This is a genomic window from Rhizobium sp. AC44/96 (assembly GCF_001692185.1).
Classification (GTDB): domain Bacteria; phylum Pseudomonadota; class Alphaproteobacteria; order Rhizobiales; family Rhizobiaceae; genus Rhizobium.
Window position 1 is genome coordinate 755,416 of sequence record NZ_LXKO01000001.1, and the last position, 15,091, is coordinate 770,506.

General features: G+C 62.4%; 15 protein-coding genes. 3 read left to right on the forward strand and 12 right to left on the reverse strand.

Annotated elements, in window-relative coordinates:
* Positions 1 to 203 precede the first annotated feature (203 nt).
* Positions 204 to 590, reverse strand: coding sequence for a hypothetical protein (locus A6U87_RS03610; RefSeq protein WP_065689831.1), 387 nt, complete (start codon positions 588 to 590; stop codon positions 204 to 206).
* A gap of 22 nt (positions 591 to 612) precedes the next feature.
* Positions 613 to 2,172 carry a helicase HerA-like C-terminal domain-containing protein gene (locus A6U87_RS03615; RefSeq protein ID WP_065689832.1) on the reverse strand — a complete coding sequence of 520 codons (1,560 nt, stop codon included), beginning with the start codon at positions 2,170 to 2,172 and terminating at the stop codon, positions 613 to 615.
* A gap of 231 nt (positions 2,173 to 2,403) precedes the next feature.
* Here A6U87_RS03615 and A6U87_RS03620 point away from each other — a divergent pair, with 231 nt between their 5' ends.
* The gene (locus A6U87_RS03620) at positions 2,404 to 2,802 is read left to right on the forward strand and encodes a hypothetical protein (RefSeq protein WP_065689833.1); all 399 of its coding nucleotides are present in this window, start codon (positions 2,404 to 2,406) and stop codon (positions 2,800 to 2,802) included.
* A 63-nt stretch (positions 2,803 to 2,865) separates the two neighbouring features.
* Here the strand turns inward: A6U87_RS03620 and A6U87_RS03625 are convergent, their stop codons facing one another.
* The 7 genes from A6U87_RS03625 to A6U87_RS03655 form a co-directional block, all read right to left on the reverse strand.
* Positions 2,866 to 3,285 (reverse strand): hypothetical protein, encoded by a 420-nt coding sequence (locus tag A6U87_RS03625; protein WP_244499423.1) that lies wholly within the window; start codon positions 3,283 to 3,285, stop codon positions 2,866 to 2,868.
* A gap of 140 nt (positions 3,286 to 3,425) precedes the next feature.
* Positions 3,426 to 3,632, reverse strand: a complete 207-nt coding sequence (locus tag A6U87_RS29540; protein WP_065689835.1) for a hypothetical protein — start codon at positions 3,630 to 3,632, stop codon at positions 3,426 to 3,428.
* A gap of 363 nt (positions 3,633 to 3,995) precedes the next feature.
* The gene (gene zwf, locus A6U87_RS03635) at positions 3,996 to 5,519 is read right to left on the reverse strand and encodes a glucose-6-phosphate dehydrogenase (protein WP_065689836.1); all 1,524 of its coding nucleotides are present in this window, start codon (positions 5,517 to 5,519) and stop codon (positions 3,996 to 3,998) included.
* A gap of 78 nt (positions 5,520 to 5,597) precedes the next feature.
* The gene (tam, locus tag A6U87_RS03640; RefSeq protein ID WP_065689837.1) at positions 5,598 to 6,368 is read right to left on the reverse strand and encodes a trans-aconitate 2-methyltransferase; all 771 of its coding nucleotides are present in this window, start codon (positions 6,366 to 6,368) and stop codon (positions 5,598 to 5,600) included.
* 15 nt (positions 6,369 to 6,383) lie between these two features.
* The gene (locus A6U87_RS03645) at positions 6,384 to 7,943 is read right to left on the reverse strand and encodes a TerC family protein (protein ID WP_065689838.1); all 1,560 of its coding nucleotides are present in this window, start codon (positions 7,941 to 7,943) and stop codon (positions 6,384 to 6,386) included.
* A gap of 398 nt (positions 7,944 to 8,341) precedes the next feature.
* Positions 8,342 to 8,809: a cupin domain-containing protein gene (locus A6U87_RS03650; protein WP_065689839.1), complete on the reverse strand. Its 468-nt coding sequence runs from the start codon at positions 8,807 to 8,809 to the stop codon at positions 8,342 to 8,344.
* A 194-nt stretch (positions 8,810 to 9,003) separates the two neighbouring features.
* Entirely contained in the window at positions 9,004 to 10,044 is a 1,041-nt protein-coding gene (locus A6U87_RS03655; RefSeq protein ID WP_065689840.1) for a zinc-dependent alcohol dehydrogenase family protein, read from the reverse strand.
* A 249-nt stretch (positions 10,045 to 10,293) separates the two neighbouring features.
* On the opposite strand from A6U87_RS03655, the gene A6U87_RS03660 reads away from it, so the two are divergent.
* A complete protein-coding gene (locus tag A6U87_RS03660; RefSeq protein ID WP_065689841.1) occupies positions 10,294 to 11,181 on the forward strand; it encodes a branched-chain amino acid aminotransferase in 888 nt (295 codons plus the stop codon).
* 116 nt (positions 11,182 to 11,297) lie between these two features.
* A complete protein-coding gene (locus A6U87_RS03665) occupies positions 11,298 to 12,224 on the forward strand; it encodes a bestrophin family protein (RefSeq protein WP_065689842.1) in 927 nt (308 codons plus the stop codon).
* Positions 12,225 to 12,240: 16 nt separating this feature from the next.
* On the opposite strand, the gene A6U87_RS03670 is transcribed toward A6U87_RS03665, so the two are convergent.
* From A6U87_RS03670 to A6U87_RS03680, 3 genes are all read right to left on the reverse strand, one after another.
* On the reverse strand, positions 12,241 to 13,470 hold the full coding sequence (locus tag A6U87_RS03670; protein ID WP_065689843.1) for a multidrug efflux MFS transporter: 1,230 nt from the start codon (positions 13,468 to 13,470) through the stop codon (positions 12,241 to 12,243).
* Positions 13,467 to 14,144 (reverse strand): YbhB/YbcL family Raf kinase inhibitor-like protein, encoded by a 678-nt coding sequence (locus tag A6U87_RS03675; protein WP_065689844.1) that lies wholly within the window; start codon positions 14,142 to 14,144, stop codon positions 13,467 to 13,469. The genes A6U87_RS03670 and A6U87_RS03675 overlap by 4 nt, the downstream gene beginning before the upstream one ends.
* Before the next feature lie 88 nt (positions 14,145 to 14,232).
* The gene (locus A6U87_RS03680) at positions 14,233 to 15,072 is read right to left on the reverse strand and encodes a helix-turn-helix domain-containing protein (protein ID WP_065689845.1); all 840 of its coding nucleotides are present in this window, start codon (positions 15,070 to 15,072) and stop codon (positions 14,233 to 14,235) included.
* Positions 15,073 to 15,091 lie beyond the last annotated feature (19 nt).

Here is a 15,091-nt window from a genome sequence, read left to right on the forward strand (position 1 = left end):
ATGCAGGCGAGCGACGGCTCGGTTCTGCATAGCCACGAGGGGCAGACCAGGAAGAGATTTGCGAGAAACGGTCTCTGGTCAGCCCTGCAAACGCATTTGCAGGGCGTTGATCGGGCCACGCTGGCGATTGAAACGGAAATATGTCGTCACGCGCAACCCTCCTTTCTCGATACACGAACCACTAGCATTGGCGGCTTGAATTTTCAACCGTGCGCTTCGTGCGCGGTTACAAGAAACATCGCATCCGCATCGATTTCCCTCAAAATCACGCCACCGTCGCTGCGGTAGATCTGGAGCTCGCGCAAAAGACCTTCCGATTGGAAAAGCAGGATGTCGACCAGCGGACCGTAGGGATCGGCAAGTTCCTTGTCGTCGAAATAGGCCGATGCAACGGGGTGGATGGGCATGTCGGCCGCAAAATCCGCCTTGTCGCGCGGCTTCAGTTGCAGCGAACCGAATGTGTCGATTTCTGCCGCTCGATACTGTTCGACATCCCAGGCCGGCGGAATTTCGCCTTGGGAAGCGTTCCGCACCAGCCGTTCGATGATCCGCTTTTCAGCGGCGGTCAGTTCTCTCCAAGTCGCCGGCACAGTTGCTTCCCGATGGGTGAGATTACCGTTTCAAGCTGCCGAGAATGCCGCGCACCAGCGCCCGGCCGACCTGGGTGGCGACCGTGCGGGCAACGCTCTTCATCGCCGCCTCCACGACAGTTTCGCGCTGGTAGCCGGAAGAGCGTTGTCGCCCCTGGCTGGCCGGCTTGTCATCGGCGCTGTCGTCGCCGAAGCCTGGAAGCGACCAGCGGCCAGAGGCGCTGCCTTCGGTCGGCTGGGTTGGCTGCACCTGTTTTGCCGCATCCGAATCCGAGGCTTTCTGCGCGCGGGCCGCAAGGATTTCGAACGCCGATTCCCGGTCGATATCCTCGTCGTAGACGCCGAGAACGGGGCTCTTGTCCATGACCTGCTGGCGTTCCGCATCGGTGAGTGGGCCGACCCGACCGGACGGCGGCCGAATGAGCGTCCGCTCGACAATCGAGGGGGCGCCCTTGGCCTCCAGGGTGGAGACCAGCGCCTCGCCGGTGCCGAGCGTCGTGATCACGGTCGCGCAGTCGAAAGCCGGGTTCGGACGGAAGGTGTCGGCAGCGGTCTTCACGGCCTTCTGTTCGCGCGGCGAATAGGCGCGCAAGGCGTGCTGCACGCGGTTGCCAAGCTGGGCCAGCACTGTCTCCGGCACGTCGAGCGGGTTCTGCGTCACGAAATAGACGCCCACGCCCTTCGAGCGGATCAATCGAACGACCTGTTCGACACGCTCGGTCAGTACCTTGGGTGCATCGTTGAACAGCAGGTGCGCTTCGTCGAAGAAGAAGACGAGGTTAGGCTTCTCGGGGTCGCCCACCTCAGGCAGTTCCTCGAAGAGTTCCGAGAGCAGCCACAGCAGGAAGGTTGCGTAGAGCCGCGGGTTCATCATCAGCTTGTCAGCCGCGAGCACGGAAATCTGGCCGTAGCCGCGACTATTGGTGCGCATGATGTCGGCGATCTTCAGTGCCGGCTCGCCGAAGAAATGTTCGGCGCCCTGCTGCTCGAGCACGAGAAGTGCGCGCTGGATCGAGCCGACGGAGGCTTTCGAAATCAGCCCGAACTTGTTGGAAAGCTCGGTCGCGTTTTCCGCCATGTAGTTCAGCAGCGACGAGAAGTCCTTGAGATCCAGCAGCGGCAGGCCGCCCTGGTCAGCGATCTTGAAGGCAATATTGATGACGCCTTCCTGCGGTTCGGAGGCATCCATCAGGCGGGCCAGCAGCAGCGGCCCCATTTCCGCGATGGTGGTGCGGACACGGTGGCCCTTTTCTCCGAAGAGATCCCAGAAGATGACGGGGAACTGGTCGAACTCATAATCGTCGAAGCCGATCTGCTCGGCTCGCTTGGTCAGAAAGTCCTTCGGTTCGCCCTTGGCCGCGATGCCGGAGAGGTCGCCCTTGATGTCGGCGCAGAAAACAGGAACGCCTGCTTTCGAAAAACCTTCCGCCAGCACCTGCAGCGTCACGGTCTTGCCGGTGCCGGTGGCGCCCGTCACCAACCCGTGCCGGTTGCCGTATTTGAGGTCGAGGTACTCGGGCTTGTTGATGCTGTCATCCGGGTTGCGGCTGACGCCGACGAAAATCTTGCCTTCCTCGAGCATTCAAACGTCTCCCTGCCGGCGCTTTACGCCGATTGCGTCAAAATGCGGAGAGTAGAATCCGCATGTTCATTGTACTATCGTCTGCCTGTTATAAGCAGGGAGTTTCCTGCGGACAACTGTCTGCATTAAAAGGAAAACTAGGATAAACCCCGCCATAGCGGCAGGCGCCTTGAGTTGCCGTGCAAAGTCGATTAACGTTGACGTTAACGTCAAATAACCAGGAGGCTGACGATGAACGAAATGGTGGACCAGATTGCCGGGCGCGTGGGTATCCCCGCCGAAGTGGCCGAAAAGGCTGTCGGCATGATGCTCGGTTTCCTGCAGCGTGAGGCGGCCGATGGCCCTGTCGCCAAGATGATCGATGCCATTCCAGGAGCGTCCGATCTCGTTGCCAAGTACAACGGCGAAGGCGAGAGCGGCGGTGGCGGCCTCCTCGGCAGCATCATGGGCGCACTCGGCGGTGCCGGCGGCGTCATGGCGCTGGGGCAGCAACTGATGGGCGAGGGTCTCGGCATGGGCGAGATCACGACGCTGGCCAAGGAAACGATCGCGATTGCCGAGCAGCATGCCGGCAAGGAAGTCGTCGACGAAGTCGTCGCCTCCGTACCGGGCCTTAGCCAGTTCGTCTGAGCCAAGGCATTCGAATGGGATGACGGGCGGGCCAGTTCCGCCCGTTGTCGTTTGTGGGAACGGTTACTGCGCGATGCCCAGCAATTCCAGCCAGACCTTCGATTGGTCGCGGGCGGATTGCCGGTCGGCATCGTCAAGCGCATCGGACCCGCAATAGCGGGCGACGGCGGCGGTATCATCGGCAGTGAGCTGCGGGTGTTTCGAGCCGACGATCACCTGGCGCCAGGCACAGCCTTGAACATGGTTCGGGGTGATCGCCCCGTCGCAGCCTGTGCTGAGGCAAAGCGAAACCGACCGTTGGCTGTCGTAGGCGCCGTCAACGGCAGTCTTGTAGACATGCGTCCATGTTTCGCGATTGTGCCGGCAGGCGTCGGGCGCCGCGCTCAGCGTACAGCTGGTATTGGCAATATAGTCGTCGGCTGGGGGCCAGTCGGCGACTTCAGCCAGACTGACGCATCCGCAGGCCAGAAGAGCGGCAACCACCCACTGCAAACTTTATCTCCCGTCCTCGCGCAAACCAGCCACCCGGGAATCACCCCGAAGCATTTCACTTGATCTTTTACGTGTTGTTTGCGCTTGCCGGAAGCCGCCGCAATCCGGGCAATGAGCAGGGTGGGGAGCAATCAGTGCTTGCTCTTCGTTTCCCGCGATAGTTTCAATATCACGTCGTCGGCCGCATCGGCCAATGCCATTGCAATTTCTGCTGCTTTCCATCCTCTCTTCTCACCGTTGCGGATGAGTTCGAAAAGTATGGGTTCGAATTCGGACCGGCAGGTCTCCATTCGCTGGTCTGTATTAGAGCGAGTCTTGGAAGATTGAATATCTGTCATCTCAATACCCCAGATTTAGAGGGTAGGTTTAGCAAGGCGGCTGAAGAGCGCAAGTAAATATGTTAATCGAACATTAACAATTCGATTTTTTTGGCCGAGTCAACCGTAAGCAACTGGAAACACAATAGGGCTCGCCGGGGTTTGACGAGCCCCGCCTTCGTTGTCGCACTGGAAAAAGCAACGCGGTTAGCGTGAGAATCTTGCGGTCGACCAGACTGCCAGTCAATTCATCCTTATTTTGTATTGAAGGCCAGTCTAGACATAGGGGTGCGACTATATCTCTCGCCCTCATCCGGGAATTTATTCGGAAATTCAGGCGCAGCGCCGCAATGCCGGGCATAAATACTAAGTTCAGATTGTATTTTATTTACTGGCGCCAGCGTGGTTGTGCGACAGAACGCCCAATGCGTGCCACTGCCTTCCGTCCTGTGTGATCAGGTCGTCGGCGCAGGACGGTCCCATGGTGCCCGGGGCATAGGGCTCCGGCGCCTGGTCGCTCTTTGCCCATACGTCGAGGAACGGCTGAACGGCCTCCCATCCCGCCTCGATCCCGTCGGCGCGCTGGAATAGCGTCTGGTCGCCGATGAACAGATCGTAGAGCAGGGACTCGTAGCCGGTCATCTTGCCGATGTCGAACTTGTCGGCATAGCGGAAGTCGAGTGAAACTGGCACGGTATCGACCGATAGCCCGGGCGCCTTGATCGACAGCTCCACACTCAGGCCCTCGTCCGGCTGAACCTGGATGACCATTCGGTTCGGGGGCAGGTTGCGCTTGATATCAGTCTCGCGAAACTGCGCGAACGGCACCTGGCGAAACGTGACGACGATCTCGGTGTCGCGCGCCGTCATTGCCTTGCCGGTCCTGAGGTAGAAGGGCACGCCCGCCCACCTCCATGTATCGACATAGAGTTTCACCGCCACGAAGGTTTCGGTCTTGCTGTCCGGGGAAACGTCCTTGCTCTCGTGGAAGGCGGTAATGGGATTGCCGTTCAGGGTTCCCCCGGTATAGACGCCGCGCACCGCATGGCTTTGCGCCTCTTCCGGCGTGTAGATGCGAAGCGCGCTGAGCGCCTTGCTCTTCTCGCTACGGATGGCCTCGGCCCCGAAGCCGTTCGGCGCCTCCATGGCGATCATTGCGAGCAGCTGAAACAGGTGGTTGGGGACCATGTCTCGCAAGGCGCCGGTCGCGTCGTAGAACTTGCCGCGCATGCCGACATCGACCGTCTCCGCCGCCGTGATCTGCACGTGGTCGATATAGTTGTTGTTCCACAGTGACTCGATCATCATGTTGGCAAAGCGGGCCGTCAGGATGTTCTGTACCGTTTCCTTCCCGAGAAAATGATCGAGCCGGTAGACCTGGCTTTCGGCGACCTTGCTGAGGATCTGCGCATTCAAGGCGCGGGCAGAGGCGAGATCGGTTCCGAACGGCTTTTCAATCGCGATCCGGCGGAAGCCGCGGTCGCTCTCGGTCGTCAGCCCATGTTCCGCGAGCTTTTCGACCAGCGGGCCGAAAAACTGTGGCGGGACGGCAAAGTAGAAGGCCGCGTTGCCGCTCGATGCTGCCGCCAGCCGCTTCTTGATCTCCTCGAAGATGCCGTCCTTCGTGAAATCGCCGGAGATGTAGGAAATGCGCTGGCGCAGGCGCTGCCAACCCTCGCTTTTCTGGTGCGCGCCGTCGTCGTCGAGCTGCGAGAGAAAGCTGTCCAGCTTCTCCACCAGCATTGCGTCGTCGCCGGGATCGATGCCGACACCCAGGATATGCAGGTCGTCGCCGACCAGCCCGCTCTGCGTGAGGTTGATGATCGCGGGCACCAGCAGGCGACGCGTGAGGTCGCCTGTGGCGCCGAAGATGACCAGTGTGACCGGCGGGGTGGGGGCTGCTTCCATGGCGTTCTGCTCCTTGTGGCCGCAGTCAATGTAGGCCCGGTGGTCCCGCTGGCAAGTGCTTGGGCGAGGGCGGGAGGCTCAGCGCTTCACGGCCACCATGAACAGTCGCGGGAAGCGCAGCAGCACGCGCCCGTCCGACATCTCTGGGTAAGCCTTCTTCACCCGCGCCAGGTAATCCGCCAGGAAGGCATCGCGATGTTCGGCGCCTGCGTGGTCGAGATAGGGCCGCAGGCCCGTGCCCTTGACCCATTCGACGATCGCGGCCGCGTCGGCCATCGGATGATTGTAGGCGGTGTGCCAGATATCCACCCGCGCCGCCTTCTGGATCAGCCTGCTGTAATAGATCGAGGGGGCGGGCAGCGGCTTGCGGCGAACGCTTTTCGCCTCGAACGCGGCCTTCCATGGGCCGGCATGCGCGGTTTCCTCCATCAGGAGATGCGTGGGCTCGGTCAGATTATCAGGCATCTGCACGGCAAGGACGCCGCCCGGCGTAAGACCATCCATCAGCCGGTCGAAGATGTCGATATGGTTTGGCAGCCATTGAAACACGGCATTGGCAAATAGCAGATCCGTGGGTTCGCTCGGCTGCCAGGTGGCAAGGTCGGCTTCCAGGAAGGTCGTTCCCGGAAGGCGCTTGCGTGCCGCTTCCAGCATGTTCAGATCGCTGTCCAGCCCGGAGACGCTGGCGGCGCCATAGCGATCGATGATGAGCTCGGTGGAGTTCCCGGGGCCGCAACCAAGGTCCACGGCGCGGTCCACCCGGTCCAGTGGCACCTGCGCCAGCAGGTCCCGCGCCGGACGGGTGCGTTCATCCTCGAATTTTGCATACTGGCTGGCAGACCATGCCATAGACGTTCTCCATGTTTATGCGGGTTCGTCGATACGCTTGACGCGAACCTTGTCGATGTTGCGGCCGTGAAGCTTCACCACCTCGAAGGACAGGTCGTCCACGCGGAAGCTCTCGCCCTGATGCGGGAGATGCCCCAGCCGCCACAGGATGAAGCCCGCCAGCGTCGAGAAGCGATCGGCATCGTCGACGAGATCGACGTCCAGCAGCTTCGATGCATGGCGGATATCGATCCAGCCGTCGACGGTCAGCGAACCGTCGTCGCCGCGCTCGATCATCAGCTTTTCCTCGTCTTCGTCGGGGAATTCGCCGGCGATGGCTTCAAGGAGGTCGGTCGGGGTCACCATGCCCTCCAGGTCGCCATACTCGTCGAGGACGATGGCAACCGCCTCGCTGGAATGGCGCAGCTGCTCCATGAGCTTCAGCGCGCTGATGCTCTCATGCACGACGAAAGGCTGGCGGATGGATCGCTCCGGATTGATCGCACCATCGACGATGATGTCGCGCAACAGGTCGCGGGCGCTGGCGACGCCGATGAAATTGTCGAGGCTGCCGCGGGCGACCGGAAAGCGCGAATGGCCGAGCTCCACGATCAGGCGCTGCAATTCGGCCTGTGGTGCGTCAAGGTCCAGCCAGTCGATGTCGATGCGGGGCGTCATCACCGACTTTGCCGAGCGTCCGGCAAGGGTCAGGACACCCTGGATCATGTCTTTTTCCTCTGGCGAGAAGACCTCTTCCTCGGCGGTCTGCTCCGCGATCAGCTCGGCCGTCGAGCCGAGCGTCACTTGCGGGCGCTTGCCGCCGAGCAGGTTGAGGACCGCGTCGGCGGTGCGCTCGCGGATGTTGGTCGGCGTAATCAGCCGCTCGCGATTGTGGCGTGCCAGCTGGTTCAGCGACTCGATGATCACCGAGAAGCCGATCGCGGCGTAGAGGTAGCCCTTCGGCAGGTGGACGCCGAAGCCTTCGATGATCAGCGAGAAGCCGATCATCATCAGGAAGCCCAGGCAGAGAATAACCACCGTCGGGTGCTTGTTGACAAACGAGGTGAGCGGTTTGGAAAGCAGCAGCATGACGCCGATGGCGATGACAACGGCGATCATCATGACCGGCAGGTGCTGTACCATGCCGACGGCGGTAATCACGCTGTCGAGCGAGAAGATAGCATCGAGGACGACGATCTGGACGATGACCTGCCAGAAAACCGCATGCACGACCTTCTTCTCGGAGGTCTCCACATGGCCCTCGAGGCGCTCGTGCAATTCCATCGTGCCCTTGGACAGCAGGAACAGACCGCCGACGAGCAGGATGATGTCACGTCCCGAGAAGCCGAAATCGAGAACATGAAACAGCGGCGTAGTCAGGGTCACGACCCATGCGATCGAGGCGAGCAGTCCGAGGCGGATGATCAATGCCAGTCCGAGGCCGACCAGACGGGCCTTGTCACGCTGATGCGGCGGCAGCTTGTCTGCGAGGATCGCGATGAAGACAAGGTTGTCGATGCCGAGAACAATCTCGAGCACAATGAGGGTGGCAAGGCCGACCCAGGCGGAAGGGTCGGATATCCAGTCGAAGAACATCAATGGTTCAATGCGGTCAGGTGAAACAGACCGCTCCTTTTCAGATAAAAATGTGAAGAGCGGATGACACCGGACGCAGGCGACCTGTGGGAAACTACCGCATTGGAAAAGAGAGAGGCTGCCTCGTCGGCAGCCTTGCTGAGCCTGGTGCGGGCACGATTGTAATCGGGCCGTCTACAGTGGTCGCCGCCATCATCAGCCGGAAGTTCCCGGTCGGAATGGGCGGAGGTGGTACTGGAAGGGTCGCTGTCAGGCATGCTGTAATTTTGAAGGGGAACGGGGTCGAGCGCAAGGGGGCAGGTGAGAATTCGTGCGAACCGTCGTTTCGGGACGTCCGCGGCGCGTCGAACAATGGCCGCCAGTCAACCCGGCGGCCCCAGGCGCTCTGAATGGTTCGGTCAGGCTGCCAGAATGGTAATGCCGTGCGCGTTGGCAGCGGCCGTCACGCGCTCCAAGGTGTCGGCGGAAGGTGAGGCCTCCGGCGGTTCGCGGGAGCCGGTTGCTTCGAAAAATTCGGCCATGTCGTTGTCCACGATCGCCGAAAAGACCGCGGTCTCCGGGCCCGGATTCGAATAGCCATGCGCCTGGTCCGCGTCGATCCTGACGATGTCGCCGGCCGTCGCCTCGAATTCTTCAAGGCCATTGTCGGTCATGCGGCGGATAGTCAGGCGGCCTTCGATGATGCGGAATACTTCCGGGCTGGCGTGCCTGTGCAACGGAGTCCGGCTGCCGGATGGCACGGAAACGTCGAAGACGTTGAGCCAGGTGCCCTCGAGGCGAGCCCGTCGCTCGACCCGGTCGCCCATGACGAAAAAGACCTTCTCGCCCGATTGGGCATGCGTTTTCACAACTGAGTTGGACATCATGTCTCGCTTTTCTTGTTCTTGGTGGCGAGCCCGTTAGAACTTTATAAAGCTCTTGGCAACCGCCGGAGCCGCCGGCCTTTGGCCGCGGCTTGGTGCTCCTGATGTGGGCGATGGAGCCGACATCATCAAGATCCGGGCAGGCAGCTAACTGAATTTTGCGGCCAGAATGCGTCCTGCCCCGGCGGTCGGCGCCCTCAGAATTGCGTGATCACGCTGATGCCGGTCGCCTCGGCCTTATCCAGCGTCATCAGCGCGGGAATGGCTTCCGCCAGGCTGATCCGCCGCCGGATGAGCTTCTGCGGCGCGATCTTGCCGGCGGAAAGCATCGCCAGCATCGCGTCGTAGCGCCAGGCCTGCATGCCGTGGCTGCCGTAGATCTCCAGTTCGTGACCGATCACCTGTGCCATGGGGATTTGCGGCGTTGCATATTCGCCGAGCATCAGCCCTACCTGCACATGGCGGCCGCGCCGGCGCAGGTTCTTGATCGAGTTGAAGCAGGTGACGGGATGGCCGAGCGCATCGATCGACACATGCGCGCCACCCTTGGTGATCTCGCGCACCGCCTCGGCGACGTCGGCCACCGTGGTTGCGTTGATCGTCGCCACCGCGCCGCATTCACGGGCGAAGGCCAGCTTCTCGTCGGACACGTCGATGGCTATGGCGTTGGCGCCGAGTGCGGTGGCGATCATGATCGCCGACAATCCGACGCCCCCGCAGCCATGCACGGCGATCCATTCGCCGGGGCCTGTTCGCGCCTGATCGGCAACAGCGCGAAACGACGTCGCAAAGCGGCAACCGAGGCTCGCAGCCGTCGCGTCGTCGACGCTTTCCGGCAGATGTACGAGGTTGGTGTCGGCGTAGTCGATGGCGACATATTCGGCAAACGAACCCCAATGGGTAAAGCCCGGCTGGAACTGGTTCGGGCAGACCTGCTGGTTGCCGGAATGGCATTCGCCGCAATGGCCGCAGCCGGAAACAAACGGCACGGTCACCCGGTCGCCGATCTTGAAGCGCACGACACCCTTGCCCGTCGCAACAACCTTTCCGGCAAGCTCATGGCCCGGGACATGCGGGAGCTTAATGTCAGGGTCATGGCCCATCCAGCCGTGCCAGTCGCTGCGGCAGAGGCCGGTTGCGCCGATGGCGATGACCACGCCGTCTTCGGTCGGCGTCGGGTCGGGCAGGGTGCGGATCTCCGGAGCCTTTTCGAAGGCGTCGTAAAACATGGCTTTCATCGTCTGTACTCCGGTTTGGAACTGCTTCGTCAGGGGTGCATGATGGCATGCGGGCGGGGGGCGTTCCAACCATGCCATCGATGATTTTCGCTGATGCACCCATCGCCAACGCGTGAAGTCGGGCGCACGAATCTTACCCGTCATGAGGTCGCGGGGTATTTTTCTTGCGTAGCGATTCCGGCCCATGATTTCCGCTTGACCCGGCTTGTCGCTGGGGATTTTGCTCTCCGAACTTTGAAGGAGAGTCTCATGGCCGTCGATACATCGCCCCGTTCAAGCACCTGGACCTATGTCGAGGGAGAGTGGCTTACCGGCAATCCGCCGCTGATCGGCCCGACCTCGCACGCCATGTGGCTCGCCTCCACCGTTTTCGACGGCGCTCGCTGGTTCGACGGCATTGCGCCGGATCTCGACCAGCATTGCCAGCGCATCAACCGCTCGGCCGTCAACATGGGCCTGAAGCCGGTGAAGACCGCCGAAGAGATCGAAGCGCTTGCCTGGGAAGGCATCAAGAAGTTCGACGGCAAGACACCGATCTACATCAAGCCGATGTACTGGGGCGAGCATGGCTCGGCGGGCAGCGTCGTCACGGTAGACGGGGAATCGACACGTTTTGCATTGTGCCTGTTCGAGGCGCCTCTCGGCAACAATGCGCCGAATTCGCTCACCGTTTCGCCCTATCGCCGCCCGTCGCCCGAAACAGCGATGACGGATGCAAAGGCCGGCTCGCTTTATCCGAACAGCGGTCGGGCGATCGCCGAAGCAAGAAGCCGCGGCTTTGACAACGCCCTGATGCGCGACATGAACGGCAACGTCGCCGAAACCGCGTCCTCCAACGTCTTCATGGTCAAGGACGGCGTGGTGTCCACTCCGATCGCCAACCGCACCTTCCTTGCCGGCATCACCCGTGCGCGCGTGATCGGGCTGTTGCGCAAGGCGGGCTTCGAGGTTCGTGAAGTCACGCTTTCGGTCGAGGACTTCATGAACGCCGACGAGATCTTCACCACGGGCAACTATTCCAAGGTCGTCGGCGTCAATCGCCTCGACGGCCGCGATTTTCAGGCGGGTCCTGTCACCCGCAAGGCGCTCGAGCTTTACATGAACTGGGCCTTCGGCCGCAGCGAGCACGACAGCTGATCAAGCGTCTGCCTGCCTTGCTCTTGAGAACAATGGCCGCGCCCGCCGCGGCCATTCGCACGGCTGGGGAGGAGTAGCCGACATCCTGTAACTGCAAGAAGCGAAAAGCCTTCGTCATGATCGTGCGCTCACGTCCCACCCTACTTCGCCTGTTCTTCATTCTCCGCGGCTCGATCATCAAGCGGGTTCTGCCGCAGATCCTGCTGACTGCCATCCTCTCCTCCCTGGTCGTCCTCTGTCACAACCTCTGGCCAGGTGTCCTTCCTGTGTTCAACGGCGCTCCCTTCGCGCTACTCGGCATCGCGCTCTCGATCTTCCTCGGCTTTCGCAACAACGCCTGCTACGACCGCTGGTGGGAAGCGCGCCGGCAATGGGGCGTGATCGTCTTTTCCGCCCGCCATTTCGCCCGCCAGACCCTGATCCTCGAGACGACATCGGGTGAGGCGGGTGCCGTTGCCCGCAAGCGCGTGCTGACGCTGGTGATTGCCTTCGTTCAGGCGCTGGTTCCGCATCTGCGCACCGGCGTCGGTCGCGGCAAGGTCGAGCGGCTGCTGTCTCAGGATATCAACGCCCGCTACGACGCCAGCCGCAACCCGCCCGAGGCATTGTCGTTGGAAATTGCCCGTGAGCTGGCGGATCTGCGCGCCAAGGGCATGCTGACAGACATCAGTTACCAGATGCTGGACCGCACGCTCGCCGACCTGACGCTCGCCCAGGCCTCGTGCGAGCGCATCCGCTGGACGCCGGTCCCCTTCGGCTACACGCTGCTACTCCACCGCACTGCGCATCTCTTCTGCCTGATGTTGCCCTTCGGCTTCGACGATGTGCTCGGCTGGTTCATGCCCTTTGGCACGGCCCTTGTCGCCTACACCTTCTTCGGGCTGGACGCGCTGGGTGATGAACTGGAAGAGCCCTTCGGCAGGCAGCCGAACGCACTCCCGATCGAGGCGATTGCCGATACCATCGAGATCAACTTGCGCGAAGCCATGGGCGAAAAGAACCTGCCGCCACTCCCGGTCGCCGTGGATTATCTGCTGATGTAGGATTGAGGGGCGGAGATTACTCCGCCGCCTCTTTCGGCCTGACCAGCCAGGAATAGGCGGCACCGGCGATCAGCAGAACGCAGGTGCCGAGAAACACGGCGCGCATGCCGATGTGGCCGCCGACGAAGCCGCCGAGCACCGGCCCGGCCACCTGGCCGACATATTGCGACGAGACCGACAGGCCGAGGATGCTGCCCGCCGCGCTGTCCGGCACGCTATGGCGAATGACCGCCGAGATGCAGGGCAGCAGCCCGCCGAGCGCAACGCCCATCAGGAAACGCAGGCCGATCAGCTGCCAGCCGCTGGTGACAAACGCCTGAGGGATAAGCAGCACACCGGCGACAGCCAGAGCGCCGGCGATGACCGGCCAGTGCCCGATCCGGTCGGCGAGCTTGCCGAGCCGCGAGGCCGACAGGATCGCGCCGAGTGCGGCCGCCGACATCACGATACCTGCTGTCATCGTCACCTTGCCGGGGTCGTCGACCAGCTGCGCGACGTAGACGGTGATGATCGGCTCGATCGACATGTTGGCGAGCATCAGCAGCATTCCGGTTGCGAGCATGGCGATGACGGGCCGCTTGTCGGGAATGGACGCCCAGCCGCCGCTCGCCTTCGCCGCCTGCTTGCGGGCAGGCGACTTCTCCTCCTTGATCAGGAAAGTGGTGGCGAGGAAGGCAAGGAAAATCATCGCGCCGGCGGCGAGGAAGGTATTGCGGATGCCGATCAACGGCGGCAAGGCCCCGCCGATCAGCGGGCCGATCAGGTTTCCGGCCATGATGCCGGAGGCGAGCGTGCCCAGCGCCCAGGCCGAGCGGTCCTTCGGCGTCTGGGTCGCGACCAGCACCATCGAGCCGGACGAATAGCCGCCGGCCAGACCGACGAAGAGCCTCAGCGCCACCAGTTGCCAGACATTGCCGGCCATGCCCATCAGCGATATCGCCACCGTCATGCCGAGGCTCGCGCGCACGAGCATCAGCTTGCGGCCGTAGATGTCACCGAGCCGCCCCCAGAGCGGCGCGACGATCGCCGCGGCGAAGAAGGTCGCGCCATAGGCGATGCCCGACCACTGCGCGATGGCCGCGTGGTCGCTGACCCCGAGCTCCTCGACATAGAGCGGCAGGAACGGCAGCAGGAGGGTCATCGCGACGATGGTGGTGAAGGAGCCGATCAACGAAACCACAAGATTGCGCTTCCAGTGGATAGAGCCGGGTTCGGCTGCGGCTGCATCCCATTTCGTATCGCTCATTTCGTGGCCTTCGCATTGATCGTATAGGTCAGTTCCGCCGCACCGGACGAAACGATATGGCCCTTTGCCGCGACGAGGAAATCGGCGCGGGTGAAGGCCTTGGGAAGTGTGAGCCTGTCGGTATCGAGCGCATAGACCGTGACGCGGTAACGGTGGATGCGCAAGTCGTTCCAGGGAGGGCACGCGCCCATATAGCCCCCATGCGGCCCATCCTTCAAGAAGGCGGCGAAGCCGTTCTGCCCGCGCCGGCCGTGCTTGGTCATCTCAAGCGCAAGTCCGCCCGTCGGCATGCCGTCGCCATCCGCACCTTCGGCAAGTTCGGTGACCGATGCGGGGATGTCGGCAAGGATCCAATGGGTGAACTCCATGCGCGGCACATCCTTGTCGATTTCGGTCCCTTGCCTGTTCAGCAACGAAAGATCGGCCGGAACGTCGGGGTCGGTCATCGCTAGGGCATAGGAGCGGGTTCCCGCCGGACCTTTGGTCCAGGACAGGGCAGGGCTCTTGTTGTTGCCGGCCGCAGCCTGGCCGCCAGCCGCAATGCAGGATGCGTTTTCGGCGGGAAGCGTGGCGCCCGGCCCACTGTCGCGGAACGTCACCGTGATGTCGGCGGCCAGCAGGGGCGTGGACAGAGACAGGATAGCGGCGGCTGTTGCAATGGTTCTGATGTGCATGAGTTTATCCTCTCGTTCGACGGAAGAGCTCTAGCAATCTCGATGGAAAGCAAGCGCACTGAAACGCTCAAAAAGCGTCCGCGTGCGCTCAAATGTCTGCGGCTTGCTTCTCGCGTGCGCCGGACCGCATGCGCTCGGCAAAGCGGCGCGGCGACCGGTATCCCGTCGCCAGAGCGGCTTCACGAAGGGAAACGCCATCGTCGGCAAGCATCGCGGTTGCAAGCTCAACCCGGACCTCCGCGAGCAGCGTGCGCAGCGAGGTGTCTTCGCCGGCGAGCCGCCGTCTCAATGTGGCGTTGCTGGTGCCAAGCTCGGCGGCGATCATGTCGGCGGTCCAGGCTCTGTCCGGCTGCCAGCGAACCAGACCGCGAACGGCGTCTCCCGTCGTCTCCGCCTTGAAGGGCAGGGCGCCGCGCATGCCGAGAACCATCAGCACTTCCATCACACGGTGCTCGATCAGCGTGGCAGGCAGGTTGCCGGCAACGATGCCTTCGCCGGCGTGGTGGATGGCGCTTGAAAGCGCCGCGTCGAGCGGCAGGTCGAGCTGTCCGCTCTTGCGGTGTGGCGGAAAGGCGCGGCTTGCGCGCGCAACCAGTTCGTCCGGAAAATCGATGAAGATGGCGCGGTAGACACCCGTTGCGGGGTCCGGATCGTTGACCACGTCGCCGCGCCAGCCGCCGGGCAGGACGAGCACGGTGCCCGCCGCGAAGCGCAATTGCCGGCCCATCGTCACGACCTCTTTCGAGCCTTCCACGACCACGACGATCGAGGCGCGCGGAAAGGAACAGCCGGCGATGCGCTCGCGCTCGCGCGTGACGAAGGAAAACAGCGCTGACGCACGCACGGCGCCATCCGGCAATGCGGAAGGACGATTGTCCCTGGCTGCCAGTTTCAGCAGCCGCTCCAGTATGTGTTCGACGTCAGACATTGGCGGCCCGCGGTTGGTG